At 72.7% G+C, this 24,795-nt stretch carries 26 protein-coding genes; 23 read left to right on the top strand and 3 right to left on the bottom strand.

Annotated features, from left to right (window positions below; genetic code table 11):
* Positions 1-45 precede the first annotated feature (45 nt).
* From hisG to hisF, 7 genes are read left to right on the top strand one after another with little or no spacing between them, the layout of a single operon-like run.
* Complete coding sequence (gene hisG, locus VM889_05895; protein ID HVL48069.1) at positions 46-945, top strand: ATP phosphoribosyltransferase; 900 nt, start codon at positions 46-48, stop codon at positions 943-945.
* The gene (gene hisD, locus VM889_05890) at positions 942-2,234 is read left to right on the top strand and encodes a histidinol dehydrogenase (protein ID HVL48068.1); all 1,293 of its coding nucleotides are present in this window, start codon (positions 942-944) and stop codon (positions 2,232-2,234) included. Before hisG ends, hisD begins: the two co-directional genes overlap by 4 nt.
* Positions 2,231-3,292: a histidinol-phosphate transaminase gene (gene hisC / locus VM889_05885; protein HVL48067.1), complete on the top strand. Its 1,062-nt coding sequence runs from the start codon at positions 2,231-2,233 to the stop codon at positions 3,290-3,292. Before hisD ends, hisC begins: the two co-directional genes overlap by 4 nt.
* Positions 3,289-3,891 (top strand): imidazole glycerol phosphate synthase subunit HisH, encoded by a 603-nt coding sequence (gene hisH / locus VM889_05880; protein HVL48066.1) that lies wholly within the window; start codon positions 3,289-3,291, stop codon positions 3,889-3,891. The genes hisC and hisH overlap by 4 nt, the downstream gene beginning before the upstream one ends.
* Positions 3,888-4,610, top strand: a complete 723-nt coding sequence (gene hisA, locus VM889_05875) for a 1-(5-phosphoribosyl)-5-[(5-phosphoribosylamino)methylideneamino]imidazole-4-carboxamide isomerase (GenBank protein ID HVL48065.1) — start codon at positions 3,888-3,890, stop codon at positions 4,608-4,610. Before hisH ends, hisA begins: the two co-directional genes overlap by 4 nt.
* Positions 4,610-5,206, top strand: a complete 597-nt coding sequence (locus tag VM889_05870) for an imidazoleglycerol-phosphate dehydratase (GenBank protein HVL48064.1) — start codon at positions 4,610-4,612, stop codon at positions 5,204-5,206. The genes hisA and VM889_05870 overlap by 1 nt, the downstream gene beginning before the upstream one ends.
* Positions 5,206-5,958 (top strand): imidazole glycerol phosphate synthase subunit HisF, encoded by a 753-nt coding sequence (hisF, locus tag VM889_05865; GenBank protein HVL48063.1) that lies wholly within the window; start codon positions 5,206-5,208, stop codon positions 5,956-5,958. The genes VM889_05870 and hisF overlap by 1 nt, the downstream gene beginning before the upstream one ends.
* On the opposite strand, the gene VM889_05860 is transcribed toward hisF, so the two are convergent.
* The gene (locus VM889_05860) at positions 5,955-7,532 is read right to left on the bottom strand and encodes a sialidase family protein (GenBank protein HVL48062.1); all 1,578 of its coding nucleotides are present in this window, start codon (positions 7,530-7,532) and stop codon (positions 5,955-5,957) included. The genes hisF and VM889_05860 overlap by 4 nt on opposite strands.
* A gap of 113 nt (positions 7,533-7,645) precedes the next feature.
* On the opposite strand from VM889_05860, the gene hisIE reads away from it, so the two are divergent.
* From hisIE to trpA, 9 genes are read left to right on the top strand one after another with little or no spacing between them, the layout of a single operon-like run.
* Positions 7,646-8,281 (top strand): bifunctional phosphoribosyl-AMP cyclohydrolase/phosphoribosyl-ATP diphosphatase HisIE, encoded by a 636-nt coding sequence (hisIE, locus tag VM889_05855; protein ID HVL48061.1) that lies wholly within the window; start codon positions 7,646-7,648, stop codon positions 8,279-8,281.
* 25 nt (positions 8,282-8,306) lie between these two features.
* Complete coding sequence (locus VM889_05850; protein ID HVL48060.1) at positions 8,307-9,611, top strand: peptidylprolyl isomerase; 1,305 nt, start codon at positions 8,307-8,309, stop codon at positions 9,609-9,611.
* A 56-nt stretch (positions 9,612-9,667) separates the two neighbouring features.
* Positions 9,668-11,056 carry an anthranilate synthase component I family protein gene (locus VM889_05845; protein ID HVL48059.1) on the top strand — a complete coding sequence of 463 codons (1,389 nt, stop codon included), beginning with the start codon at positions 9,668-9,670 and terminating at the stop codon, positions 11,054-11,056.
* The gene (locus VM889_05840) at positions 11,053-11,640 is read left to right on the top strand and encodes an aminodeoxychorismate/anthranilate synthase component II (protein HVL48058.1); all 588 of its coding nucleotides are present in this window, start codon (positions 11,053-11,055) and stop codon (positions 11,638-11,640) included. Before VM889_05845 ends, VM889_05840 begins: the two co-directional genes overlap by 4 nt.
* A complete protein-coding gene (gene trpD / locus VM889_05835; protein HVL48057.1) occupies positions 11,637-12,668 on the top strand; it encodes an anthranilate phosphoribosyltransferase in 1,032 nt (343 codons plus the stop codon). Before VM889_05840 ends, trpD begins: the two co-directional genes overlap by 4 nt.
* Positions 12,669-12,672: 4 nt before the next feature.
* A complete protein-coding gene (locus tag VM889_05830; GenBank protein HVL48056.1) occupies positions 12,673-13,455 on the top strand; it encodes an indole-3-glycerol-phosphate synthase in 783 nt (260 codons plus the stop codon).
* Entirely contained in the window at positions 13,452-14,078 is a 627-nt protein-coding gene (locus VM889_05825; protein HVL48055.1) for a phosphoribosylanthranilate isomerase, read from the top strand. Before VM889_05830 ends, VM889_05825 begins: the two co-directional genes overlap by 4 nt.
* Positions 14,075-15,277 carry a tryptophan synthase subunit beta gene (gene trpB / locus VM889_05820; protein ID HVL48054.1) on the top strand — a complete coding sequence of 401 codons (1,203 nt, stop codon included), beginning with the start codon at positions 14,075-14,077 and terminating at the stop codon, positions 15,275-15,277. Before VM889_05825 ends, trpB begins: the two co-directional genes overlap by 4 nt.
* A complete protein-coding gene (gene trpA / locus VM889_05815; protein HVL48053.1) occupies positions 15,274-16,041 on the top strand; it encodes a tryptophan synthase subunit alpha in 768 nt (255 codons plus the stop codon). The genes trpB and trpA overlap by 4 nt, the downstream gene beginning before the upstream one ends.
* On the opposite strand, the gene VM889_05810 is transcribed toward trpA, so the two are convergent.
* Entirely contained in the window at positions 16,038-16,421 is a 384-nt protein-coding gene (locus VM889_05810; GenBank protein ID HVL48052.1) for a VOC family protein, read from the bottom strand. The two genes, trpA and VM889_05810, sit on opposite strands and share 4 nt — an antisense overlap.
* Positions 16,422-16,458: 37 nt before the next feature.
* On the bottom strand, positions 16,459-16,959 hold the full coding sequence (locus VM889_05805) for an ACT domain-containing protein (protein ID HVL48051.1): 501 nt from the start codon (positions 16,957-16,959) through the stop codon (positions 16,459-16,461).
* Between the two features lie 155 nt (positions 16,960-17,114).
* On the opposite strand from VM889_05805, the gene VM889_05800 reads away from it, so the two are divergent.
* From VM889_05800 to VM889_05770, 7 genes are read left to right on the top strand one after another with little or no spacing between them, the layout of a single operon-like run.
* Positions 17,115-17,909, top strand: coding sequence for a 2-amino-3,7-dideoxy-D-threo-hept-6-ulosonate synthase (locus VM889_05800; protein HVL48050.1), 795 nt, complete (start codon positions 17,115-17,117; stop codon positions 17,907-17,909).
* 11 nt (positions 17,910-17,920) lie between these two features.
* Complete coding sequence (locus VM889_05795) at positions 17,921-18,970, top strand: 3-dehydroquinate synthase II (GenBank protein HVL48049.1); 1,050 nt, start codon at positions 17,921-17,923, stop codon at positions 18,968-18,970.
* Positions 18,971-18,975: 5 nt separating this feature from the next.
* Positions 18,976-20,478: a shikimate dehydrogenase gene (gene aroE / locus VM889_05790; protein HVL48048.1), complete on the top strand. Its 1,503-nt coding sequence runs from the start codon at positions 18,976-18,978 to the stop codon at positions 20,476-20,478.
* On the top strand, positions 20,475-21,353 hold the full coding sequence (locus VM889_05785; protein HVL48047.1) for a shikimate kinase: 879 nt from the start codon (positions 20,475-20,477) through the stop codon (positions 21,351-21,353). The genes aroE and VM889_05785 overlap by 4 nt, the downstream gene beginning before the upstream one ends.
* Entirely contained in the window at positions 21,347-22,612 is a 1,266-nt protein-coding gene (aroA, locus tag VM889_05780) for a 3-phosphoshikimate 1-carboxyvinyltransferase (protein ID HVL48046.1), read from the top strand. The genes VM889_05785 and aroA overlap by 7 nt, the downstream gene beginning before the upstream one ends.
* A complete protein-coding gene (aroC, locus tag VM889_05775) occupies positions 22,609-23,700 on the top strand; it encodes a chorismate synthase (protein ID HVL48045.1) in 1,092 nt (363 codons plus the stop codon). Before aroA ends, aroC begins: the two co-directional genes overlap by 4 nt.
* Positions 23,697-24,794: a prephenate dehydrogenase/arogenate dehydrogenase family protein gene (locus VM889_05770; protein HVL48044.1), complete on the top strand. Its 1,098-nt coding sequence runs from the start codon at positions 23,697-23,699 to the stop codon at positions 24,792-24,794. The genes aroC and VM889_05770 overlap by 4 nt, the downstream gene beginning before the upstream one ends.
* The last annotated feature ends 1 nt before the right edge of the window (position 24,795 follow it).

Here is a 24,795-nt window from a genome sequence, read left to right as displayed (position 1 = left end):
CCCGGGGTGGGCCATCATCGCCCCCGGACCCTTTGAGGGCGACCGATCCGATTCCCTCGTGAGGAGGATTTTCCGCTGACCCTCAACGTCGCCGTCCCCAACAAGGGCCGGCTTGCGGAGCAGACACTCGATCTTCTCCGCAACGCCGGCATCCGCCTCGACCTCACGTCCGAGCGCAGGCTCCTCGCCCGCGCGCCCGACCACGGTCTTACCGTGCTTTTCGTCCGCGCAAGCGACATCCCGGGGTTCGTCGAGGAAGGCGTCGCGGACATCGGGATCACGGGCCTCGACATCGTCGAGGAGTCCGGCCGCCGCGTCGAGCGTCTCCTCGACCTCGGCTTCGGGCGCTGCCGCCTCGTCGTCGCCGTCCCGAACGAAAGCAAGGCGGCGACGGCCGCGGATCTTCCCGAGAACGCCCGTGTCGCGACCTCCTTCCCGAATCTCGCAAGGCGCTTCTTCGCGGCGCGCGGCGCGAAGGTGCACGTCGTCGAGGTGAGCGGCGCGACGGAGGTCACGCCCCACATGGGCGTCGCGGACGCGATCGTGGACCTCGTCTCGAGCGGGAGCACGCTCGCGATGAACCACCTGCGCGAGACGGACGTCATCCTCCACAGCTCGGCGCACGTCGTCGGCAACGGATCCCTCCACCGCGACGCCGCGAAGGCCGCGAAGGCCCGCGAATTCCTCGAGGCGCTCGAAGCGGTCGTGCGCGCCCGCGGCAAGGCGTACCTCATGGCGAACGTGCCCCGCGCCAAGCTCGCCGACGTCCGTCGGATCCTTCCCGGCATCAGCGGCCCGACGATCATGGACATCATGGACCACAACGAGATGGTCGCGGCCCACGCGGTCGTGGACGAGCGCGCGCTCCACCGCATCGTGCGGGATCTCAAGGAGATCGGCGCCACGGGGATCCTCGTCCTCCCGATCGAGAGGCTGGTGCCTTGAGCCTCCTCCGCTACGAGGGCGCGCTCGCCGCGATGCCCGACGACGTACGCCTCGCGATCGTCCGCCGCAGCGCCGGGGACGTGGCGAAGGCGCTCGAGGCCGTCGCGCCTCTCGCGCGCGACGTGCGCGCCCGGGGCGACGAGGCGCTTCGCGCGATCACGAAGCGATTCGACGGCGTCGACCTCGCGCGCTTCGAGGTGCCGCGCGCCGACGTCGAGGCCGCGCTCGCGCGCGTCGATCCCGCGTTCGGCGCCGCGCTCGAAGCGGCCGCGCGCAACATCCGCGTTTTCCACGAAGCGCAACGCCGTCCCGACCTCGAGGTCGAGGTGGCGCCCGGCGTGCGCGCGGGCCGTCGCTACGTTCCCCTCGCGAAGGTGGGCTGCTACGCCCCCGGCGGGCGCGCCGCGTACCCGAGCACCGTGCTTATGACCGTCCTCCCCGCGAAGGTCGCGGGGGTCGGCGAGATCGTCCTCGCGACCCCGCCCCGCGCGGACGGCGCGATCCCCGACGCGACGCTCGCCGCCGCCGCGGTCGCGGGCGCGGATCGCGTCTTCGCCCTCGGCGGCGCGCAGGCCGTCTTCGCGCTCGCCTACGGCACCGCGAGCGTCCCCCGCGTCGACAAGATCGTCGGCCCCGGGAACGCGTACGTCGCCGCCGCGAAGGCGCTCGTCGCGGGCGAGGTCGCGATCGACGCGCCCGCGGGCCCGAGCGAGGTGCTCGTCGTCGCGGACGCGACGGCGGACGCCGACGCGGTCGCTTGGGACCTCCTCGCGCAGGCCGAGCACGACCCGGCCGCCTCGGCGGTGCTCGTCGCCACCGACGCGCCGCTCCTCGCCCGCGCGCGGACCGCCCTCGAGCGCGCGCTCGCGACGACGCCGCGCGCCGCCATCGCGCGCGAGGCGCTCGCCGCGCGCGGCGCGCTCCTCCTCGCCCGCGACCTCGACGAGGCGGTCGCCTTCGCCGAGGCCTTCGCGCCCGAGCACCTCTCGATCCAGACCGCGGCCCCGCGCGCCGTTCTCGCGCGCCTCAGGACCTACGGGAGCGCCTTCCTCGGCCCCTACTCGCCCGTCGCGTTCGGCGACTACGCGAGCGGCCCGAACCACGTGCTCCCGACCGCGGGGCTCGCGCGATCCTTTTCAGGGCTTTCGGTGGACGACTTCCTGCGGCGGCCCACCCATCAGGAGGTCGACCGTGAAGGATTCCGCACGCTCGCGCCGACGGTCGCGACGCTTGCCCGCGCGGAAGGCTTACACGCCCACGCGGCTTCCGTGGAGGCGAGGCGACCATGACGAAGGGACCCGCGGACCTCGCGCGCGCCGTCGTGCGCGCGACCGAGGCGTACGAGGAGGAGGCGCCGAAGGGCGGCCTCAACCTCATGAACAACGCGAACCTCTGGGGCGCGAACCCCGCGATCGCCAAGGCCATCGCGCGCTTGCGCCCCGACGCGTTCTGGGATTATCCCGACAACGCCTCGGGAACGCTCCGGCGCGCCCTCGCGCGCCACCACGAGGTCGACCCGGCCTCGATCGTGCTCGGCAACGGGTCGAACGAGATGATCGACGCCCTCGCGCGCGCATTCGTCGAGGACGGCGAGACGGTCGCGCACCACGCGCCGATCTTTTCCATGATCCCGACCTTCGCGCGGCTCGCCGGCGCGAAGACCGTCGCCGTGCCGCTCGGCCCCCGCTTCGCGCTCGACGCCCCCGCGCTCGCGCGCGCCGCGCAGGGCGCCAAGGTCACGTTCGTCTGCCGGCCAAACAACCCGACCGGCAACGCGTTCCCGCGCCCCGAGGTCGAGCGCGTGGTCTCTGCCGCGGGCGGTCTCGTCGTCGTCGACGAGGCCTACGCGGAGTTCGGCCCGTCGAGCTTCCTGCCCGAGGTCGCGCGCAACCCCCGCCTCGTCGTGCTCCGCACCTTCAGCAAGGCGTACGGTCTCGCGGGCTTCCGCGTCGGCTACGCGGTCGCGCACCCGGACGTCGCGCGCGAGATCGCGAAGGTCCGAGGTCCCTTCAAGCTGAACACCGCGAGCGAGCTCGTCGCCGCGATGGCGCTCGAGGAGCGCGCATGGGTCGAGAACGTCGTCGAGGGCGTCCGCGTCGAACGGGCGCGCCTTTCCCGCGCCCTCGCCGACCTGAAGTTCGACGTCTTCCCGTCGGACGCGAACTTCGTCCTCGTGAAGCCGCCTGTCGACGCCCACGGCCTCGCCGCGGCGCTGCGCGAGCGCGGCGTGTACGTCCGCGACTTCGCGGGCCCGCTCGCCGCCTACCTCCGCGTCACGGTCGCGCCGCCGGCCGCGAGCGAGCGCCTCCTCGCCGCCCTCCGCGAGATCCTGGGGGCGGGCGCGTGAGGGTCACGCTTCTCGACTACGGCGTCGGCAACATCCACAGCCTGCGCAAGGCGCTCGAGCGCGCGCGGGCGGAGGTTCACGTCACGAAGGACCCGAAGGACGTCCTCGCGGCCGAGGCCATCGTGCTTCCCGGGGTCGGCGCCTTCGGAGAGGCCGCCCCGCGCCTCAAGCCGCTCGCGAAACCGCTCCTGGCCCGGCTCGAGGAGGGGACGCCGCTCCTCGGGGTCTGCCTCGGCATGCAGCTTCTCTTCGAGGCGAGCGAGGAGAGTCCCGGCGACCCGGGCCTCGCCTACATGCGGGGGAAGGTGAAGCGACTCGCCCACGACAAGCTTCCGCACATCGGATGGAACGTGCTCGCCTTCCGCGAGGACGACCTTTTCGCGGGACTCTCGGAGGGCACGCACGTGTACTACGTGAACTCCTTCGCGCCCGCCCCCGAGGAGCCCGTGACGGTCGCGACGACCACCTACGGAAGCACGTTCACGGCCGTCGTGCGCAAGCGCAACGCGTGGGGGACGCAGTTCCATCCCGAGAAGTCCGGCGCGGCGGGGCTCAAGATGATCGATAACTTCGTGCGATATGCGGAGGCGTGGCGATGAGGGTGATTCCTGCGGTCGATCTGAGGAACGGCGCGTGCGTGCAGCTCGTGGGCGGCGACCCGCGCGAGGAACGCGTGAATGTCCCGGACCCCGTCGCGCAGGCGCAGGCCTTCCGCGACATGGGGGCCGCGTGGCTCCACGTCGTCGACCTCGACCGCGCGTTCGGCACGGGATCGAACCTCCGCGTCGTCACGCGCATCCTCGAAGCGCTCCCGGGCATGATGGTCCAGGTGGGCGGCGGCGTCCGTTTCGTCGAGGACATCGACACGCTCCTCAACGCGGGCGCCGCGCGCGTCGTCATCGGCACGCGGGCCGTCACCGACCCCGTCTTCCTTCACGAGATCGCGAAGCGGTACGGGCGCCGCGTCGTGATCGCACTCGACGCGAAGGGCGGTCACGTCGTCGCGAAGGGCTGGACCGAATCGACCGGCCGCGACGTCCTCGAGTTCGCGCGCGAGGTCGACGGGCTCGGCGTCGGCGGCATCCTCTACACGGACGTGGACCGCGAGGGCCGCATGAGCGGCGCGAACGTCGAGGGCGTGCGGCGCCTCGCGGCCGCGGTCTCGACGCCCGTCGTCGCCTCGGGCGGCGTCCGCGACCGCGCCGACCTCGACGCGCTCCGCGGGACGGGCGCCTGGGGCGCGGTCGTCGGCATGGCCGCGTACACGGGCGCCGTCGACATGCGCGCGGCGCTCGCGGGCGAGGGAGGAAAACGCTGATGGCGACGCTCGAGCGCGAGACGAAGGAGACCTCGATCGTCGTCACCGTCGCTTTCGGCGCGGGCGTCGCGGACGTGAAGCTCGAGGGCGCCCTCGCGGGCAGCGAGCCGGGCCGCGCCGCGGGCGCCTCCGCGGCGTTCGCGCGCCATATGGTTGAGACGCTCGCCAAGTGGAGCGGCTACGACGTCAAGGTCCACGCCCGCTCGAAGGACGGGCTCGAGCACCACCTTGTCGAGGACGTCGCGATCACGCTCGGCCGCGCCTTCCGGGCGGCGATCGATCCCGGCGCGATCGCCCGGGTGGGCCACGCCTACGTCCCGATGGACGAGGCGCTCGTCCTCGCCGCCGTCGACCTTGTGGAGCGGCCGTTCTACGAAGGGGACCTGCCGGACCCGATGATGGACCACTTCATGCGCTCCTTCGCGACCGAGGGCGGCATGACGCTCCACCTCGTCGTCGTGCGCGGCCGCAACCCGCACCACGTCGTCGAGGCCGCCGTGAAGGCGACCGCGGTCGCGATCCGCGAGGCGACCAAGCCGCGCGCGGAGCGGCTCTCGACGAAGGGCGCGGTCGCCCTCCGGCGGGAGGGCGCCTGATGCTCAAGAAGCGCGTCGTCCCCTGCCTCGACGTCAAGGGCGGGCGCGTCGTGAAAGGCGTCAAGTTCGAGAACCTCCGCGACGCGGGCGACCCCGCCGCGCTCGCGGAGCGCTACGAAGCGGAGGGCGCCGACGAGATCGTCTTCCTGGACATCGCGGCGACGCGCGAGGCGCGGGCGACGACGCTCGACGCCGTCCGCCGCACGGCGGAGAACCTCTTCATTCCCCTCACGGTCGGCGGCGGCATCCGCACGGCCGACGACGTGCAGGACGCGCTCAATGCCGGCGCCGACAAGGTGAGCATCAACTCCGCGGCGATCGCGGATCCGTCCCTCCTTTCGACGGCAAGCGAGCGCTTCGGCGCGCAGTGCATCGTCCTTGCGATCGACGCGAAGCGCGTGGGAGAGCGCTGGCTCGTGCACACGCACGGCGGCACGCGCGCGACGGACGTCGACGTCATCGAGTGGGCCTCTCGCGGCGCGAAGCTCGGCGCGGGCGAGATCCTCCTCACGAGCATGGACCGCGACGGGACGCGCGACGGGTACGACATCGACCTCGTGCGCGGGGTCGCGGAAGCCGTCCGCATCCCGGTCATCGCGTCCGGCGGGGCCGGCCGCGCGGAGCATCTCGCGGAGGCGCTCGCCTCCGGCGCGGACGCGGCGCTCGCCGCGAGCATCTTCCACGACCGCGAGGTCTCGGTCGCGGAGACGAAGCGCGCGATCCACGCGCGCGGCGTCCCGGTGCGCCTCTAGCCGAGGAGCCCGAGCGGGCCCGCGCCGGGGCGCGCGGGCGCGGCTGCGGCCTTCCCGGTCGGCCCTTCGCGGAACGCGGGCGTCCCGAAAAGAAGGCTCGGGCCCGTGAGCTGCGTCGAGGCCATGCCGAGCCGGTTGTTGCTGTCGGATTGGCCGGTGCAGTTCACGCAGCCGTCCGCGGTCGCGACGTACACGCGGCCCTCCTTGTCCATCGTCATGTCGATGAAGTCGAGGAGGTTGCGGCGGTACTTGCAGCCGCCCTCGGGCGTGCCCGAGTTCGTGCTGATCCCGCCCACCTGGACGGGGTCCGCGGGATCGTTCGCGGTGGTCGTGACGAACCGCGGGTTCTCCGAAAGCGCGTCGAGGCTCCACGAGACGTACACGTTCCAGGTCGTCTCGTCGCCTACGCATTCGGGCGACTTGCCGTTCCCGTTCTCGACGCCGTAGTACGCGAAGGCGATGCGGCCCGCGTCGCCCGCGACGATGGCGGGCATCGTCGTGGTCGTGACCGAGGGCGGGGAGGCGAGGAGCGACTCGTTGCTCCACGTCGCGCCGCGGTCGCGGCTGACGCTCAGGTAGAGGCGGTTGTCGTCGCCGGGCCAGACCATGTAGAGGTTGTTCTCGCGGTCGATCGCGAGGTCCGGGTTCTTGCGGAACCGGGCGCTCCCGACGTCCTCGCCGAGCTTGGTCTGCGTCCACGTGAGCGCATTGTCCTTGCTCACGGCGAGGACGACGCCGCCGCAGTCGCGCTTCGGCAGGTACACGTTGCCTTCGGAGTCGGTGCGGAGGCGTCCGTGGAGGCCGCCGGAGCAGGTGCCGTGCTCGACGGCCTTGCTGTTGATCGGCCACGTGAGGCCGCCGTCGAGGCTCGCCGAGACGCGGCTCGCGCCGGTCGCGGGGTTGCCGCCGATCTGGTTGTAGCCGTAGTAAACGACGTTCTTGTACACGCCCGGGTTCGGGAGGGTCTTGAACTTCCCCGTCGCGATCTTCTGGTGGTCGTTCAGCGTGTTGCCGCACGCGAGGGGGTTCGTCGTCCAGGAGCCTCCGAAGTCGTCGCTCCAGCTCAGCCACGAGCAGCCGACGTAGAGATGGTTCACGAACACGCGGTCCGTGTCGGGGTCGACCCACAGGAGCGGGTCGAGCGAGATCGGCATCGTGGCGGGAAGCTGGATCACGTTCTTCCACGTTCGTCCGCCGTCGACGCTCCGCATCGTCGCGGGCTGCATGCCGGTCGGGCCCTCGCCGCCGATCCCCTGGAAGAAGATCATGCCGTTCGACGTGACGCCGATCGAAGGCTCCGCGCCGGGCACGCCGACGCTCACGTGGAGGAGGCTCGGGGCGACGTCGAAGAGCGCGCTCCCGTTCGCTCCCGGCGCAAGGAGCGGGTCGAACAGAACGGCCGGGTCGATCGTGCGGTTCACGCCCTCGTGCGCGAGGAGGCGCGGCGCGGTCGCGGGGTCGAAGGCGGGGGCGTTCGAAGCCGCGTCCAGGGGACCGTTTCCGGCCTGGATGCATCCGGCGAGGGCGCCGGCGGCGAGAAGGACGAGCGCGAGGAGGGCGGGCTTGGTCTGCATGACGGGGTCGCCTCGATGACGCGACGGCTTGCCGCTATAAGAGGTTCATGGCGACCCCCGCCCCGCGGCCGACCCCGAAAACCCCATAGGGCGGAGCGCGCCCTCTCCCGTCGATGACGGCGGTCCCGGACTTCGCGAAGGGCGGCGGCCTCGTGCCCGTGGTCGTGCAGGACGCAGCGACGGCCGACGTGCTCATGCTCGCCTACATGGACCGCGAAGCCTACGACGCGACCCTCGCGACGGGCGAGATGCATTATCGCTCGAGGAGCCGCGGGCGGCTTTGGCGCAAGGGCGAGGAATCCGGCCACGTCCAGAAGCTCGTCGCGCTCCTTCTCGACTGCGACGGCGACACGCTCCTTGCGCGCGTGCGCCAGACGGGCCCCGCGTGCCACGAGGGAACGCCCACCTGCTTCGAGCGCGCGCTCGCGGGCGAGGGCGAGGCGGGCCTCGCCGAGCTCGAACGCGTGGTCGCCGAGCGCCTCGCGGAGCCCGTCGAGGGGAGCCACACGACGCGCCTGCTTTCGGATCCCAACCTGCGTCTCAAGAAGGTCGCCGAGGAGGCGGGGGAGCTCATCATGGCCGCGAAGGACCGCGACCGGGCCCGCCTTGCCGACGAGGCCGCCGACGTCCTCTACCACACGCTCGTCGCCGCGCAGGCCGAGGGCGTGACGCCCCGCGACGTGCTCCGGCGCCTCGCGGACCGGCGCGGGGCCCCCCGGCGCCCGGTCGGAGGAACCGAAGCGCTTTAGTGGCGACCGGGACCATCCCCGGCCGATGCGCCCGTCCGCGCCCCTCGCGCTCGCGCTTGCCGCCGCCATCCTCCTTGCCGGGTGCCTCGGGTCCGGGCCCGCGCCCGGGGCCCGCGACGGCGAGGACGACATCGAGATTCCGCTCGAGGTTCGCTTCGCGAACCTGACCGTCGTGCTCGACACGAGCCACGGCGAGATCGCGATCGAGATGCTTCTCGACAAATCCCCTGTGACGGTCGCGAACTTCGTCCAGTACGCCGAGAACGGGTTCTACGAGAACACGATCTTCCACCGCGCCGTCGTGCGCTCGAACGAGAGCTGCATCGGGATCGTCCAGGGCGGAGGGTACACGAAGGACCTCAAGCCGAAGGGCGTGAACCTCGGCCCGATCCCGCTCGAGCGGCCGCGCAACGTGAGCCACGTCGAAGGCACCGTGGCGATGGCGCGGCTCGAGGAGGAGAACACCGCGACGACGCAGTTCTTCATCAACGCCCAGGATTCGACCTGCCTCGACCGGGCCCCGGGCTATGCGATCTTCGGCCGCGTCGTCGAAGGCCTTGACGTCGTGAAGCGCATCCAGGGGCTCCCCACCGTCGCGCGCGAGCCGCACGCGAACGTGCCCGCGGAGACCGTCACCCTCCGGCGCGCGACGGTCCATCCGCCGGTCGCGCCTCAGCGCAACCTCGAGGTCGCCTCGCTCCACGAGGGCTACAAGATCGACCCCGACGGTCGTCTCTCGCTCGCGATCCTCGTGAAGAACCTCGGAAATGCGACGGAGAACGTGACGCTCTCCGCGACGCCGAGCGATCCGGCGATCGTCGCGGCCTTCGAGCGCGCGACGGTCCGGGTCGCCCCGCGCGAGTGGCTCCCCGTGATCCTTCGCCTCGCGGCCGAGAACGCGACGGCCGGCGTCGCGAACGTCACGGTGGAGGCGAAGGCCGGCGCCCTCGTCGCGCGCCACGTCGTCACGTACCGCGTGGCGGAGGTCTCGGGCGCGGCGGCGGACGCGGGCGCGAACGGCCGCGTCAAGGTGGCCTACGTCGGCCTCTACGGCAACGGCGCCGTCTTCGACTCGAACGTGCCGCTTCCGAAGAGCGTGCGCGTCTTCCCGTCGAAGAACCGGCCCCAGTTCGAGCCGCTTGCCGTGTGGCTCGGGGACGGCGCGCCGCCCGCCGGCTACATCAACGTCATCCCCGGCTTCCGCGACGCCACGCTCGGCCTCAAGGTCGGGGAAACGGCGACCGTACGCCTCGCGCCCGAACGCGCTTTCCAGGATGGCCACGAGCGGCTCTTCGAGGTCACGGTCCTCGCGATCGAACCCCCGACGTGATGCCCACAAATGTACACCAAGGGCATAAATAAGACAGCGAATACTGGAGATGGGCCATGATCCTCCGCGCGCTCGACGTCCCGTTCGACCCCGCGAAGGACTTCGCGCGGCTCCTCGCGAACCGTCCCGCGGGATTCCTCCTCGAATCCGCGGAAGGACCGGAGCGTCTTGCGCGCTACAGCATCCTTGGGGTCGACCCCGTGGCGGAGGTTCGCCTCGCGGAAGGCCGCCTCGAGGTCGAGGGCGACGCGCCCGACCCGAAGGCCGGGGAGAAGCCGACGCAGTACCTCAAGCGGCTCATCGACTCGCGCGCGGTCCTCGACCAGGGCTACCGGTACCTCGGCGGCCTCGTGGGCGCGATCGGCTACGAGTATGCGGCGACGCTCGAGCCCTCCGTCCCCGCGCGCGGGCGCGGCGAGGCGGGACCCGCGTTCGAGTTCGGCCTCTACCTCGACGGCGTCGTGTTCGACCGGCTCACGCGCCGCACGCTCTACTTCAGCCACGGCGAGGACCGCGGCGCGCGCTTCGAGGCCGCCATGCGGGCCGAGACGCCCGCGCCCTCGCTTGCGATCGGAGAGCCGCGCTCGAACCTCGACCGCGCCGGGTTCGAGAAGATGGTTGTCGAGGCGAAGGAGCGCGTCGGGCGCGGCGACATCTTCCAGGTGGTCCTCGCGCGCAAGATCGAGGCCGACTACGAGGGCAGCCTCCTCGCGTATTACGAGGAGTTGAAGCGGCTGAATCCGAGCCCCTACATGTATTACGTGCGCTTTGCCCGCGGACGCGAGATCGTCGGCGCCTCGCCCGAGATGCTCGTGCGGCTCGACGGCGGTCGCGTGGAGACCTTCCCCATCGCGGGCACGCGTCGCATGGGCGCGACCCCGGAGGAGACCGATGCCCTCGCGAAGGAGCTCCTCGCGGACGAGAAGGAGGCCGCCGAGCACGCGATGCTCGTCGACCTCGCCCGCAACGACGTGGGCCGCGTCGCCGAGTTCGGGACCGTTCGCGTCGCCGAGCTGCGCAGGGTCGAGCGCTACTCGCACGTGCAGCACCTCGTGAGCAAGGTCGAGGGAAGGCTTCGACCGGGCATGAGCGCGTTCGACGCCCTCCACGCGCTCTTCCCGGCGGGCACCGTCTCGGGCGCGCCCAAGGTCGAGGCGATGAAGATCATCCGGGAGCTCGAGCCCGCGGCGCGCGGCGCCTACGCGGGCGCGGTCGGCTACTTCAGCTTCAACGGCAACGCGGACTCCGCGATCGCGATCCGCACGCTCGTCGGCGAGAACGGCCGCGCGACCGTCATGGCGGGCGCGGGCATCGTGCACGATTCCGACCCGATGAAGGAGTGGGAGGAGACGGAAGCCAAGGCCCGCGCGCTCGTCAAGGTCATGGAGCGCTTCCGGGCGGGTCCGGAGCCTTCAAGCCGTGGAGGGGGTAAGGGGTCGCCGTGACGAGGGTCCTGGTCGTCGACAACTACGACAGCTTCACCTACAACCTCGTCCAGTACCTCGGCGAGCTCGGGGCGGACCCGGTCGTGAAGCGCAACGACGCCATCACCGCGAAGGAGGCCGAGGCCCTCGCGCCCGACGGCATCCTCATCTCGCCCGGACCCGGCCACCCCGCGGACCCGAGGTACTTCGGCGTCTCGGCGGACCTGCTCCTCGGCCTCTCGAAGACGACCCCCACGCTCGGCATCTGCCTCGGCCTCCAGGGCATGGGGCACGTGTTCGGCGGCCAGGTCGTCCGCGCGCCGCGCGTGATGCACGGCAAGACGAGCCTCGTCGAGCACGACGGCAAGGGCGTCTTCGCGGGCGTCCCCTCGCCCCTTTCGGTCGGACGTTACCACAGCCTCGCGATCGATCCCGCGACGGTCCCCGCGGCGCTCGAGGTGAGCGCGCGGACCGCCGACGGCGTCATCATGGGCGCGCGCCACCGCGCGTTCCCGATCGAAGGCGTCCAGTTCCACCCGGAGTCCATCCTTACGGACCACGGCAAGACGATGATGCGCAATTTCCTGGAGACGTGTCGGCGATGAGCGGAATCAAGGAGGCGATCGCGAAGGTCGTGGACGGCCGCGGCCTCACGGCGGACGAGGCGGCGTCCGCGATGGAGACGATCATGTCAGGCGAGGCCACGAGCGCGCAAATCGCGTCGCTCCTCACCGCGCTTGCGATGAAGGGCGAGACGGTCGAGGAGCTCACGGGTTTCGCGCGCGTCATGCGCGAGAAGTGCGCGCTCGTTTCGCCGAACGTGAAGGGCCACCTCATCGACACCTGCGGCACGGGCGGCGCGCCGCTCAAGACGTTCAACGTCTCGACGCTCTCGGCCTTCGTCGCGGCGGGCGCCGGCATCCCCGTCGCGAAGCACGGCAACCGCGCGGTCACGAGCCGCTGCGGGTCCGCGGACGTCCTCGAGGCGCTCGGCGCGAACCTGAGCCTCGAGCCCGCGCGCGTCCAGCGCGTCATCGAGAACGTCGGGGTCGGCTTCCTCTTCGCTCCCAATTTCCACCCGTCGATGAAGCACGCGGCAGGCCCTCGCCGCGAGCTCGGCATCCGCACGGTGTTCAACGTCCTCGGTCCGCTTACGAACCCCGCGGGCGCGAAGAGCCAGGTCGTCGGCGTCTACCATCCCGCGCTCGTCTCCAAGATGACGCAGGTGCTCGCGAACCTCGGCGCGGAGCGCGCGCTCGTCGTGCACGGCGAAGGCGGCCTCGACGAAGTCTCGCCGCTCGGCCCCACGCGCATCGGAAGCGTCATCGACGGCAAGGTCAGCTTCTACACCGTGAACCCCGAGGAGTTCGGCTTCAAGCGCGTGACCCCCGACGATGTCGGCGGCCTCGACAAGGAAGGGAGCGCGCGGGTCTTCGTCGAGGTCCTCTCCGCGAAGCCCGGCCCGCGCCTCGACACGGTCCTCATGAACGCGGCCGCGGCGGCCGTCGTGGGCGGGCGCGCCTCGACGATGAAGGAAGGCATCGCCGTCGCCCGTGAGAGCATCGAATCCGGGAAGGCGCTCGGGAAGCTCCGCAGCTTCATCGAGGCGACCGGCGGGAAGTTCGCGGGCTGATCGCGTGGCCGACCATCTCGCGCGCTTCGCGGCACGCGCCCGGGAGGCCGTCGAGCGCGGCCTCTACGCGGCGGGCCCGCGCGCCGCGCGGCGCGCCTCCGTCGGCCTCAAGGCCTCCATCTTCAAGCGCCCGCCGGGGCTCGTCGCGGAGATCAAGCCCGCCTCGCCTTCGGCGGGGAAGCTTCGCGACGTCGCGGACCCGGCCGCGCTCGCGTCGGGCTTCGCGTCCGCGGGCGCCGCGGGCGTCTCCGTGCTGACGGAGCCCGTCGAGTTTGGCGGCTCGCTCGCGTCGCTTGCCGACGTCGCCGCGAAGGTCGACCTGCCTGTGCTCATGAAGGACTTCGTGGTGGACCCCGCGCAGGTGGACGCTGCGGCGCGCGCGGGCGCCTCCGCCGTGCTCCTCCTCATGCCGCTCTTCGAGCGCGGCCTCACCGCGTGGGAAGCCCCCGCGCAGGCCGTCGCCTACGCGCACAGCCGGGGCCTCGAGGTGCTCCTCGAGGTCGCCGACGAGGCGGGCTTCCGCCGCGCCCGCGCGACGAAGGCCGACGTCATCGGCATCAACAACCGCGACCTCGCGACGCTCGCGGTGGATCCAGGCCGCGCGGCGCGTGTGCTCGCGGCTGAGCGCAAGGACCGCCCCGTGCTCGCGCTCTCCGCGATCGAGACCGCCGCCGACGTCGCCCGCGCCCGCGCGGCCGGCGCGGACGGCGTTCTCGTCGGGACCGCGCTCATGCGCGCGCCGGACCCGGCGGCGCTCGCGCGGAGCCTCGTGGAGGGCGCGCGATGACGCGCGTGAAGATCTGCGGCCTCACGCGCGCCGAGGACGTCCACGCCGCGCGCGCGGCGGACGCGGTCGGCTTCGTCGTCGCGAGCCCCGAGAGCCCGCGCGAGGTCGGCCTCGAGCGCGCGCGCACGCTCGCGGACCTCGCGACCCCCTTCCAGGTCACCTACGCGGTCACCGTGACAGAGGATCCGAAGGTGCTCGAGACCATCGTCGAGACCGTGCGTCCGCAGGCGCTGCAGCTCCACGGCCGCGTCGAGCCGCGCGTCGTCGAGGGCTTGCGCAGGCGCAACCCCGCGCTCCGATTCGTCCTCTCGCGCGGCGTCGAGCACGAGGCGGGCGTCCCCGAGGGCTTCCACGCGCTCCACCTCGACGCGCGCGCCGAAGGCGGCTACGGCGGCACGGGCCGCCCGCTCGACCTCGCGCGCGCCGCGCGCATTGTCGAGCGCCTCGCGCCGACGCCCGTCATCGTCGCTGGCGGTCTCACGCCCGAGAACGTGGCGGCGGCCGTGCAGACGACGGGCGCCTACGCGGTCGACGTTGCCTCCGGCGTCGAGAGCGCGCCGGGGCGCAAGGACGCGGCGCGCGTGCGCGCCTTCATCGCCGCAGCGAGGGGGGCCGGCGCGTGAAGCCTCTCCCCGACGAGCCGGACGCCGACGGCAAGTTCGGGCCGTTCGGCGGCCGCTTCGTCCCCGAGACGCTCATGCCCGCGCTCCTTGAGCTCGAGGAGGCGTACGGGCGCATCGCCTCGTCGGACGCCTTCCGCGCGCGCCTTGCCGACTTCAACGCGCGCTACGGCGGACGGCCAACGCCGCTTTACCCCGCGCGCCGCCTCACCGGGAAGGCGGGCGGCGCCGCGATCTGGCTCAAGCGCGAGGATCTCGTGCACGGCGGCGCCCACAAGTTCAACAACGTCATGGGCCAGGCGCTTCTTGCGGCCGAGATGGGGAAGACGCGCCTCATCGCCGAGACGGGCGCGGGCCAGCACGGCGTCGCAAGCGCGATGGCCGCCGCGGTGCTCGGCCTCCCGTGCGAGGTGTACATGGGCGCGAAGGACGTCGAGCGCCAGGCGCTCAACGTCTTCCGCATGCGCCTCATGGGCGCGAAGGTCCACCCGGTGGAGTCCGGCGCGAGGACGCTCAAGGACGCCGTGAACGAGGCCCTGCGCGATTGGGTCACGAACGTGGAGTCGACCTACTACTGCATCGGATCCGTCGTGGGCCCGCACCCCTACCCGAAGATCGTGCGCGACTTCCAGAAGGTGATCGGCGAGGAGATCCGGCGGCAGTCCGTCGAAAGCTTCGGCCGCTTCCCCGACGCGCTCGTCGCGTGCGTCGGGGGCGGGTCGAACGCGCTCGGCACCTTCTACCCCTTCCGCCACGAGTTGGCGACGCGGCTCGTCGGGGTCGAGGCGGGCGGCGACGGCGTGCCCACGGGCCGCCACGCGGCGACGCTCGGCGCGGGTTCGCGCGGCGTCCTCCACGGCGCCTATTCGTACATGATCCAGGACGACGCGGGACAGGTCGCGGAGACGCACAGCATCTCCGCGGGCCTCGACTATCCGGGCGTCGGCCCCGAGCACGCGCTCTACAAGGAGACCGGCCGCGCCGAATACGTGAGCGCGACCGACCGCGAGGCGCTCGACGCGACGCTCGCGCTTGCGCGCCTCGAAGGCATCCTCCCCGCCCTCGAGAGCGCGCACGCGGTCGCGCACGCGATGAAGCTCGCCGCGACCCTTCCGCGCGACGCGCACGTCGTCGTCACCCTCTCCGGCCGCGGCGACAAGGACGTGCACACCCTCATGAGGGAGCTGGAGGGCCGCGCGTGAGCGCGCTCGCGAAGGCCTTCGCGGACCGCGGCGGCCGCCCGCTCCTTGCGGGCTATCTCGTCGCGGGCGATCCCGACCTCGCGGCGAGCGAGGCATACATGCGCGCGCTTCTCGACGTCGTCGACGTGCTCGAGATCGGGGTCCCGTTCAGCGACCCGATCGCCGACGGGCCGACCATCCAGGCCGCGGCCGCCCGCGCCCTCGCGAAGGGCGCGAAGCCCGCGGACGCGCTCGCCCTCGCGGCGCGATTGCGCAAGGCCTCGTCGAAGCCCATGGTCGCGATGACGTACTACAATCCGATCCTGCGCGCGGGCCTCGACCGCTTCGCGGCCGACGCGCGCGCGGCGGGCCTCGACGGCGTCATCGTGCCCGACCTCCCGTTCGAGGAGTCGGGGCCCGCGCGGAGGGCTTTCGACGCGGCGGACCTCGACCTCGTGCAGCTCGCCTCGCCCGCGACGCCCCCGGCGCGCATGGCGAAGCTCGCCGAGGCGACGCGCGGCTTCCTCTACCTCGTGAGCGGCTACGGCGTCACGGGCGCGCGGGGCGACCTCGACCCGCGCGTCTCCGACCTCGTGCGGACGGCGAAGCGCGCCGCCGGCAAGACGCCGGTCGCGGTGGGATTCGGCGTCTCGAAGGCCGAGCACGTGAAGACGCTCGCGCAAGCGGGGGCGGACGGCGTCATCGTCGGGAGCGCCTTCGTCTCGCGGGTCGCCGAGCGCGTCGCGCCGGCGGACCTCGCCCGCTTCGCCGCGTCCCTGCGTTAGGGTCCCGTGAAGTTGATCTCGTTGCCGTCGGGGTCGAGCAGGCCGAAGACGACGCCGCCCCAGGGCGCGCGCGCCGGCGGATAGGACGTCTGCGCGCCGCGCGCGACGTACGCCGCGTGGGCCTTCTCCGCGTCCGCGACGTCGAGGAAGAGGCCGCTCGGGCCGCCGACCCTGCGGCCGCCTTCGCCCTCCTGCCGCTCGTGGATCGCGATCGCGACGCCGCGGGCGGGACCGAACTCGGCCCACTTCGCGCGGGGCAGGGCGCGGCGCTCGGGGAGGCCGATGACGTCCTTGTAGAAGGCGCGGCATTCCGCGAAGCGTCGGACGTGGAGCGTTGCGAGCGTGAACCGGGCGCGCGGCGCGCGGGGTCGGGCGGGCACGAGCGCGGGAGGGCCTCGCGCTTTGAAAGCGTTGCGCTCAGTGGATCACGACGGACTTCACGCCGACGGCCTGGCGGATCTCCGCGATCGCGTCGAGCGGGACGGCGGATTCCGTCACGACGTGCAGGCGGGGCTCCTCGACGAGGTCGGGATCGTCCACGATCGCCTGGCGGATCGAGAGGCCGTGCTCGGCGAGGACGCGCGCGACGTCCGCGAGGATGCCCGGCTTTCGCGCGTCGCTCGGGACGATCTCGATCGCGCCCCAGCCGAGGGCGGGCGCCGCGTCCTTGAGGTGGCAAGTCGGCAGGAGGCGCTCGTACACGCGCGCGAGGTCCGGCGTGCGGCGGATCGTCTCGATCGTCGCGCCGATGATGCGCCGGTCCACGCCGACGGCGCGCGCGAGCGCCATGTCCGAGACCGCGACGCGGCCCGCAAAGATGCCGTCCGCGCGAACCGCGAAACCGTGGGCGAGGAGCGCCTGGGCGACGCGGCTTTGGGCGGGAAAACGGGCGAAGTGGCGCGTCAGGAGGTCCCACATGATGCCCAGATTCGTGCAAGGGACCATGGAGATTGCGCAGGAAGGTGCACTTCGGGACAGCGCATTGTACATATGTGGGGAGCGATCCACGCTTCCAGGCGTTTGAAAGGAAAGCTTAAATTTGGGAGCTTTCACTCTCAAGCCGGGATCACCCCATGACACATATTGGCAAGGCTCGTCGGCTGCGACGTCTCGTCGACGCCGCGGGCCGGGCCGTCCTCATCCCGATGGACCACGGCGTCTCGAACGGTCCCGTCGACGGCCTCGTCGACCCGCGCGCGGCCGTCGCTGCCGTCGCCCGCGGCGGCGCGACGGGCGTCATCGTCCACAAGGGCCTCGTGCGGACGATCGACGGCGCGCTCGGGGCGACCCCGCTCCTCGTCCACCTCTCGGCCTCCACCGCGCTCAATCCGCGCCCGAACGACAAGCGTCTCGTCGGCACCGTCGAGGAGTGCGTCGCCCTCGGGGCCGACGCCGTTTCCATCCACGTCAACGTGGGCGACGAGCGCGAAAGCGACATGCTCGAGGACTTCGGCCGCGTCTCGGCCGACTGCGAGCGTCTCGGCATGCCGCTCCTCGCCATGATGTATCCGCGGGGGAAGGACATCCGCGACCCGCACGCGGTCGAGAACGTGAAGCACGTGACGCGCCTCGCCGCCGAGCTCGGCGCGGACATCGTGAAGGCGCCCTACACCGGCTCCGTCGAGACCTTCCGCGAGGTCGTCCGCGGGTGCCCCATGCCGGTCGTCATCTCAGGGGGACCGCGCAGCGAGTCTCCCGAGGCCTTCCTGCGCATGGTCGCCGACGCGCGCGCGGCGGGCGGCGCGGGCGTCTCCGTGGGACGGAACGTGTGGCAGCACGCCTCCCCGGAGGCCATGACGAGGGCCATCTCCGCAATCGTTTTCAAAGGGGCGAGCGTAGACGACGCCCTCAGGGCCCTCAAGGCGTGAGGTGGGGTGTCATGTCGGCAAACGCGCGGACGGATGCGGGGGAGCGCGCCCTCGTGCGCGTCGCCGGACCCGACGCCAAGCGCCTCCTCACGACCGCGCTCGAGCGCGGCTTCTCGACCTTCGTCGTCGACCACGGTCGCGAAGCCGACTTCAGGTCGCTCGGCCACCTCCGGCTCCTCACCCTCGCGAAGGACGCCCTCCTCGAGGACGGCCGCAAGGTGGCCGCGCGCGTCGAGATCGCGACGCCCGAAGACCAGACGCGCGCCCTCGCGCTCGTCGGCCGCGAGCCCGGCCTGCTGGTTGCCGCCCGCGACTGGAAGATCATCCCGTACGAAAACCTGATCGCCGCCTGTCGAAGCCGCGGAACGCGCCTCCTCGTCGAGGCCGCGACCGTGGAGGAGGCGACCCTCGCGCTCGACGCCCTCGAGGTCGGCGTCGACGCCGTCGTCCTCGCGCCGCGCGACGCCGGCGACGTCGTGGCGCTCGCGAACGCGCTCGCCGCCCGCGCGGGCGACGCGGTCGACCTCGTCGAGGCGACCGTGACCGAGATCAGGCCCGTGGGTTCCGGGGACCGCGTCTGCCTCGACACCGCGAGCGTGCTCAGACCGGGCGAAGGCATCCTCGTCGGCAGCTCCTCCTCCGCGCTCTTTCTCGTCCACGCCGAGACGCTCGACTCCGGCTACGTGAACGCGCGCCCCTTCCGCGTGAACGCCGGACCCGTGCACGCGTACGCCCTCCTGCCGGGCGGGAAGACGCGGTACCTCTCCGAGATGCGCGCGGGCGACGAGACGCTCGTCGTCGCGTCCGACGGTCGCGCGCGTCGCGTCGTGCTCGGCCGCGTGAAGATGGAGACCCGACCGCTCGTCCTCGTGGCCGCGGAGGCGTACGGCCGCCGCTTCACGACCCTTCTCCAGAACGCCGAAACCATCCGGCTCGTCCGCCCCGGAGGCGACGGCGTGAGCGTCGTCGACCTCAAACCCGGCGACCGCGTCCTCGTGCGGCTCGAGGAGGGCGGACGCCACTTCGGTACCGCGATCGCCGAAACCATCGAGGAGCGCTGAAAACCATGACCCTGGTCGTCGTCTCGCTCGCCCAAGCCACGCCCGAAGCCATGATCGCCGCCGCGCGCCGCGCGGGCGACGCGGCCGATCTTCTCGAGGTCCGCGCGGATCGGCTCGACAAGCTCGACGGGAAAGTGCTTGAGCTCCTCGCGCGCGACGTGCGTCGACCCGCGCTTCTCACGATCCGGCCGAAGCGCGAAGGCGGCTCCTTCAAGGGCAGCGAGACCGAGCGCCGCGACCTCCTCATCCACGGCCTCGAGATCGGGTTCGAATACCTCGACGTCGAGGCGGACGCGTCCTTCGCGGACGGGCTCATCGCGCAGGCCCACCGGCGCGGCGCGCACGTCATCCTCTCCCGGCACGTCCTCGACGGGCCCGCGCCGGACGCGGACGCGATCCTCGCCTTCCTCAAGGAGTGCAAGGACCGCGGGGCGTGGTGCGGCAAGGTCGCGATCGAAGCGAAGTCGCCGCGCGATCTCGCGGCCCTCGTGCACGCGAGCCTCGAGGCGCGGCGCCGCGGCTACCCGGCCGCGGTCATGGCCGTGAACGAGGCCGCCCTCCGCCTCCTCGCGCCGACGCTCGGATTGAGGCTCGTCTACGCCGCGATCCCGGGCGAGCCCCTCGCGGCGCCCGGCCAGCTTCCCGCGGACGAGATCGCGAGCGTCCACGCCGCGCTCACGCGCGTGCGCGGCTCGACGAAGACCGCGTTCATCCTCGGCGACCCCGTCGACCACTCGCTCTCGCCCGCGTTCCAGACGGCGGCGTTCAAGGCCGCCGGCATCGACGCGATGTACGTTCCTTGGCACGTCGCGCCCGCGGACCTCCCGCGGGCCATCCAGGGGCTCGCGGCGAAGCGGTCGCTCCTCGGCGCGAACGTGACCGTGCCGCACAAGACCGCGATCCTGCCCCTCCTCGACCGTCTCGACGCCTCCGCGCGCGCGGCGGGCGCCGTGAACACGCTCGTCCCGACGGACGGCCACCTCGTCGGGCACAACACGGACGGCGCGGGCGCGCTCGACGCGCTTGCGGCGGCCGGCATCGGCGTGGAGGGGGCGCGCGTCCTCATCCTCGGAGCCGGGGGCACGGCGCGCGGCGTCGGGCGCGCCTTCGCCGACGCGGGCGCGCGCGTCGCGCTTACGAACCGGTCGCCCCGTCGCGCGGAGGAGGCCGCCCAGGTCCTCGGCGTCGCGACCGCGTCCTGGCGCAACCTCGAGACGCTCGTCGCGGAGGCGGACCTCGTGGTGAATGCGACGCCTCTCGGCCTCGAACCCGGCGAGGATCCGCTCGCGGGCATCCCGATCCCGAAGAGCCTCGCGCTCCTCGACGCGCCCTACCGCACGGGCGGCACGGATCTCGTCCGCCGGGCCCAGAAGGCCGGGGCCAAGGTCGTGCGCGGCGAAAGCATGCTGCTCTACCAGGGCGCGCGGGCGTTCTCGCTCTGGACGGACCTCCCCGCGCCGCTCCACGTCATGCGCCGCGCGCTCCTTGCGCAGGGAGTCGAGGCATGAGCGTCGGAAGGGCGCGCGCCTGGGGCGCGGTCTCCGTCGTGAACGGGATCGCGACCGGCGAGGGCGCCTCGATGGCCGTCGGCCTTTCCACGACGGCGACGGTGGAGCTCATCGAGGAGACGGACGCGATCGAGGTCTCGATCGGCGGCGACCCTGGGGAGGATCCCACGCTCGCGCGCGAGGTCGTGCGCCGCGTGTGCGTCCGCGCGGGCGTCGCGCACGGCGCGCGCGTCGCGACGGAAAGCGACATCCCCGTGTCGCGCGGCCTCAAGTCCTCCTCCGCCGCGGCGAACGCGGTCGCGCTTGCAACGAACGAGGCGCTCAAGATCCTCGAAGGACGGGGACTCCCCGAGCGCGACCTGCTCGATTGCGCGATCGACGCGGCCCTCGCCGCGAAGGTCACGATCACGGGCGCGTTCGACGACGCGACCGCGAGCCTCCACGGCGGCCTCTCGGTCACGGACAATCGCGCGCGCAAGGTCTACGCCCGGCACGCTCCGCCCGCGGGCCACGTCGCGGTCGTGCGCGTGCCCGACCGCAAGGTGAGGACCCTCGCCGTGCGCGACCTCGCGTACGACGCCATCGCCCCCGTCGCGCGCCGCGCGCACGCGCTCGCGCGCTCGAACGAGTGGGCCGAGGCGATGACATTGAACGGCCTCGCATACGGCGCGCTTTACGGGATCGACCCGGCCCCGGCGCTCGCGGCGCTCGCCGCGGGCGCTCGCGGCGCGAGCGTCTCCGGCACCGGTCCCGCGATCGCCGCGATCGCGCCCGAGGGCAAGGCCGACGCCGTCGCGCGCGCGCTTGCGGGCGGCGACGCGCGCGTCGTCACCGTCCCGCTCGTCTCCTCCAAGGCCGAGGTGATATCGTGCTGAAGGTCGCCCCGAGCACGGTTTCGGGAACGACGGCGGCGCCGCCGTCGAAATCCTACACGCACCGCGCGCTCGTCCTCGGCCTCCTCTCGGAGCGCTCCGAGGTCGTGGAGCCCCTCCTCAGCGAGGACCCGCTCGCGACGCTCGCGTGCGTCGAGCGCCTCGGGGCGAAGGTCGAACGCTTCGAGGACCGCGTGCGCCTCGAAGGCGGCGCCGTTGCGACCCCCGCGGACGTGCTCGATGCGAAGAACTCGGGCACGACGCTCCGCATCCTCACCGCCGTCTCGGCTCTTGCGCCCGGGACCTCGGTGCTCACGGGCGACGCGAGCCTGCGCCGGCGGCCCATGCAGCCGCTCTTCGACGCGCTCCGCCCGCTCGGCGTCGAAGCGTACTCGACGCGCGGCAACGGGTGCGCGCCCGTCGTCGTCCGCGGCACGCTCGAAGGCGGCGAAACGACGATCGCGGGGGACGTCTCGAGCCAGTTCGTGTCCGCGATCCTTCTCGCGGCCACCCGCGCCGAGCACGCGACGGACCTCATCCTGACGACGCCCCTGAAGAGCCGGCCGTACGTCGACATCACGCTCGACATGATCGCGCGCTTCGGGGGCGCCGCCGCGGCCACGCCGGACGGCTTCTCGGTTCCCGGCGGACAGGCCCTTGCCGGCGCGGTCTACCGCGTCCCCGGCGACTGGTCGTCCGCGGCCTTCCCATGGTGCGCGGCCGCCGTGACGGGCGGCGAGGTCACGGTCACCAACCTCGACATGGCTTCGAGCCAAGGCGACCGCGCGATCCTCGGCGCGCTCGAGGCCTTCGGTTGCAACGTGAAGGCCGGCGACGGCATCGCGACCGTGAGGGGCGGGGACCTCCGGGGCATCCGTTGGGATCTCTCCGACACGCCCGACATGTTTCCGGCGCTCGCGGCCGTCGCCGCGCACGCGCGCGGCGAGACGGTCCTTTCGGGGGCGGCGCACCTCCGCTACAAGGAATCCGACCGCATCGCGGCCATGGTGAGCGAGTTGCGCCTCATGGGGGTCGACGCGGACGAGCGTCCCGACGGCGCCGTGATCCGCGGCGGCCGGAAGCTTTCGGGCGCCAAGGTGACGAGCCTCGGCGACCACCGCATCGAGATGGCGCTCGTCGTCGCGGGTCTCGCGGCCGAGGGCGCGACGGTGGTCGACGACCACGAGAGCCACGCCGTCTCCTACCCTCGCTTCCTCGAGGAGTTCGCGCGTCTCGGCGCGCGCCTTGAGGTGGTGTCGTGAACACGCTCGGCGGCCTCTTCCGGTGGTCCATCGTCGGCGAGAGCCACGGCCGCATCGTGGGCGTGCTCGTCGACGGCGTCCCGCCGGGACTCCCGTTCGGCGAGGCCGACGTGCAGCCCGACCTCGACCGGCGCCGTCCGGGCCAATCCCTCCTCACGACCCAGCGCCGCGAAACGGACCAGGTCCAGATCCTGAGCGGCGTGCATGACGGCCGAACGACGGGCGCGCCCGTCCTCATGACCCTCGCGAACGAGGACAAGGAGTCCGCCGCGTACGAACGGGCGCGCGACACGCCGCGACCCGGCCATTCCGACTACCCGGCGCGCGTCCGGTTCAAGGGGTTCAACGATCCGCGCGGGGGCGGCATGTTCTCCGGCCGGCTCACCGCCTGCGCCGTCATGGCGGGCGCGCTCGCGCGGCGCGTCCTCGAGCCTTCGGGCATCGAGGCCGCGGCGCATGCCGTGCGCATCGGCGCCGTCGCGACGGACGCGGCCCTCGGCGTGGGCGAGATCCGCGAGAACGTGGAGAAGACCCCCGCGCGCTGCGCCGTCCCGGCCGTCGCCGAGCGCATGGTCGCGGAGGTCCTCGCCGCGCGCGACGACCTGGATTCCGTGGGCGGCGTCGTGGAATGCGTCGTCGAAGGTCTCCCGGTGGGCCTCGGCGAGCCCGTCGCCGATTCGGTCGAAGGACTCCTCGCCCACGCCCTCTTCGCCGTCCCCGCCGTGAAGGGCGTCGAGTTCGGGGACGGCTTCGCGATCTCGGCGCGGAGGGGAAGCGAGGTCCGCGACGAATACGTCGTCGACAAAGCGGGCGCCGTCCGCACGCGCGCGAACCACAACGGCGGCGCGCTCGGCGGCCTCACGACCGGCATGCCGCTGCGTTTCCGCGTCGCCTTCAAGCCGACCTCGTCGATCCCGCGCGAGCAGGCCACCGTCGACCTCGCGACCGGCGAGCCCGCGACCCTCAAGGTGAAGGGCCGCCACGACCCCTGCATCGTCCCGCGCGCCGTGCCGGTCGTCGAGGCCGTCGCGAGGTGCGTCCTCGCCGACCTCGTCCTGCGGCGCCGCGCGTCGGAGGGCGTCGCGTGACCGCGCCCGGCGACCTCGCGAAGATGCGCGAGGAGATCAAGCGCCTCGACGCGGACATCGTCCGCCTCGCGGCCGGCCGCGTGGCGCTCGCCCGCTCCATCGGCGAGGCGAAGCGCGCGATGGGTCTCCCGATCCGCAACTACGCGGTCGAGGCGGAGGTCATCGCCGACGCGCGCGCCCAGGCGACGTCGCTCGGCCTCGACCCGGGCCTCGCCGAGGAGACCATGAAGCTCCTCATCGCGGAGGCCCTCCGCGCCCAGGAGCGGGACCGCCGGAGCGCCTCGAAGGCGTCGGCGACCGGCTCGCGGGCCCTCGTCGTCGGCGGCCGCGGCGCGATGGGCTCCTGGTTCTGCGAGTTCCTCGATTCGAAGGGCATGAGCGTCGCCGTGAGCGACCCGCGCGGCGCGCACGCGAACTACGCCGCGGTCGGCGACTACCGCGACGCCGCGGGCTCGTTCGACGTCGTCGTCGTCGCGGTTCCCCCGGCCGCCGCCGCGAACGTCCTTGACAGGCTCGAGGGCGCGACCGAAGGGCTCGTGTTCGACATCGCGAGCCTCAAGTCGCCCCTCGCCGGCGCGCTCCGACGGCTCGCAGCAAAGGGCATGAACGTGACGAGCGTGCACCCGATGTGGGGACCTTCGACGGACCTCCTCGCCTCGCGCAACCTCGTCCTCTGCGACTGCGGCGCGTCCGACGCGACGCGCGCGGCCCGCGCCCTCTTCGAGGACACCGCGGCGAACCTCGTCGACGTCCCGCTCGAGGAGCACGACACCTACATGGCGTACACGCTCGGCCTGCCCCACGCGCTCAACATCGTCTTCAGCGAAGCCGCCCGATCGAGCCCGTACCCCCTCGCGGCGCTCGCCCCGCTCGGGGGCCCGACCTTTACGAAGCAGACGCGCGTCGCGGCCGAGGTCGCGCACGAGAACGCGGAGCTCTACCGGCAGATCCAGAAGCTGAACGCCCGCACGCCCGACGTCTACGCGGCCCTTCGCGAAGCCCTCGCGCGCCTCGAGGCGAGCCTCGATGACGAGGCCGCCTTCCGCGCGATCATGGAGGATGCGCGACGCTTCCACGCGGGGGTGACGCCGTGAG

Source organism: Candidatus Thermoplasmatota archaeon (assembly GCA_035540375.1).
GTDB lineage: Archaea > Thermoplasmatota > SW-10-69-26 > JACQPN01 > JAJPHT01 > DATLGO01.
Note: the sequence above shows the minus strand (reverse complement) of the source record. Positions and strands in the feature narration are given on the sequence as shown.

Excerpts from the sequence above, each read along its gene's own strand:
- VM889_05860 (HVL48062.1), bottom strand. The coding sequence starts at position 7,532 with ATGCAGACCAAGCCCGCCCTCCTCGCGCTCGTCCTTCTCGCCGCCGGC.
- VM889_05800 (HVL48050.1), top strand. The coding sequence starts at position 17,115 with ATGACACATATTGGCAAGGCTCGTCGGCTGCGACGTCTCGTCGACGCC.
- VM889_05805 (HVL48051.1), bottom strand. The coding sequence starts at position 16,959 with ATGTGGGACCTCCTGACGCGCCACTTCGCCCGTTTTCCCGCCCAAAGC.
- VM889_05845 (HVL48059.1), top strand. The coding sequence starts at position 9,668 with ATGATCCTCCGCGCGCTCGACGTCCCGTTCGACCCCGCGAAGGACTTC.
- VM889_05870 (HVL48064.1), top strand. The coding sequence starts at position 4,610 with ATGGCGACGCTCGAGCGCGAGACGAAGGAGACCTCGATCGTCGTCACC.
- aroE (HVL48048.1), top strand. The coding sequence starts at position 18,976 with ATGACCCTGGTCGTCGTCTCGCTCGCCCAAGCCACGCCCGAAGCCATG.
- VM889_05785 (HVL48047.1), top strand. The coding sequence starts at position 20,475 with ATGAGCGTCGGAAGGGCGCGCGCCTGGGGCGCGGTCTCCGTCGTGAAC.
- VM889_05825 (HVL48055.1), top strand. The coding sequence starts at position 13,452 with ATGACGCGCGTGAAGATCTGCGGCCTCACGCGCGCCGAGGACGTCCAC.
- hisA (HVL48065.1), top strand. The coding sequence starts at position 3,888 with ATGAGGGTGATTCCTGCGGTCGATCTGAGGAACGGCGCGTGCGTGCAG.
- hisIE (HVL48061.1), top strand. The coding sequence starts at position 7,646 with ATGACGGCGGTCCCGGACTTCGCGAAGGGCGGCGGCCTCGTGCCCGTG.
- hisC (HVL48067.1), top strand. The coding sequence starts at position 2,231 with ATGACGAAGGGACCCGCGGACCTCGCGCGCGCCGTCGTGCGCGCGACC.
- hisF (HVL48063.1), top strand. The coding sequence starts at position 5,206 with ATGCTCAAGAAGCGCGTCGTCCCCTGCCTCGACGTCAAGGGCGGGCGC.
- trpD (HVL48057.1), top strand. The coding sequence starts at position 11,637 with ATGAGCGGAATCAAGGAGGCGATCGCGAAGGTCGTGGACGGCCGCGGC.
- VM889_05850 (HVL48060.1), top strand. The coding sequence starts at position 8,307 with ATGCGCCCGTCCGCGCCCCTCGCGCTCGCGCTTGCCGCCGCCATCCTC.
- VM889_05795 (HVL48049.1), top strand. The coding sequence starts at position 17,921 with ATGTCGGCAAACGCGCGGACGGATGCGGGGGAGCGCGCCCTCGTGCGC.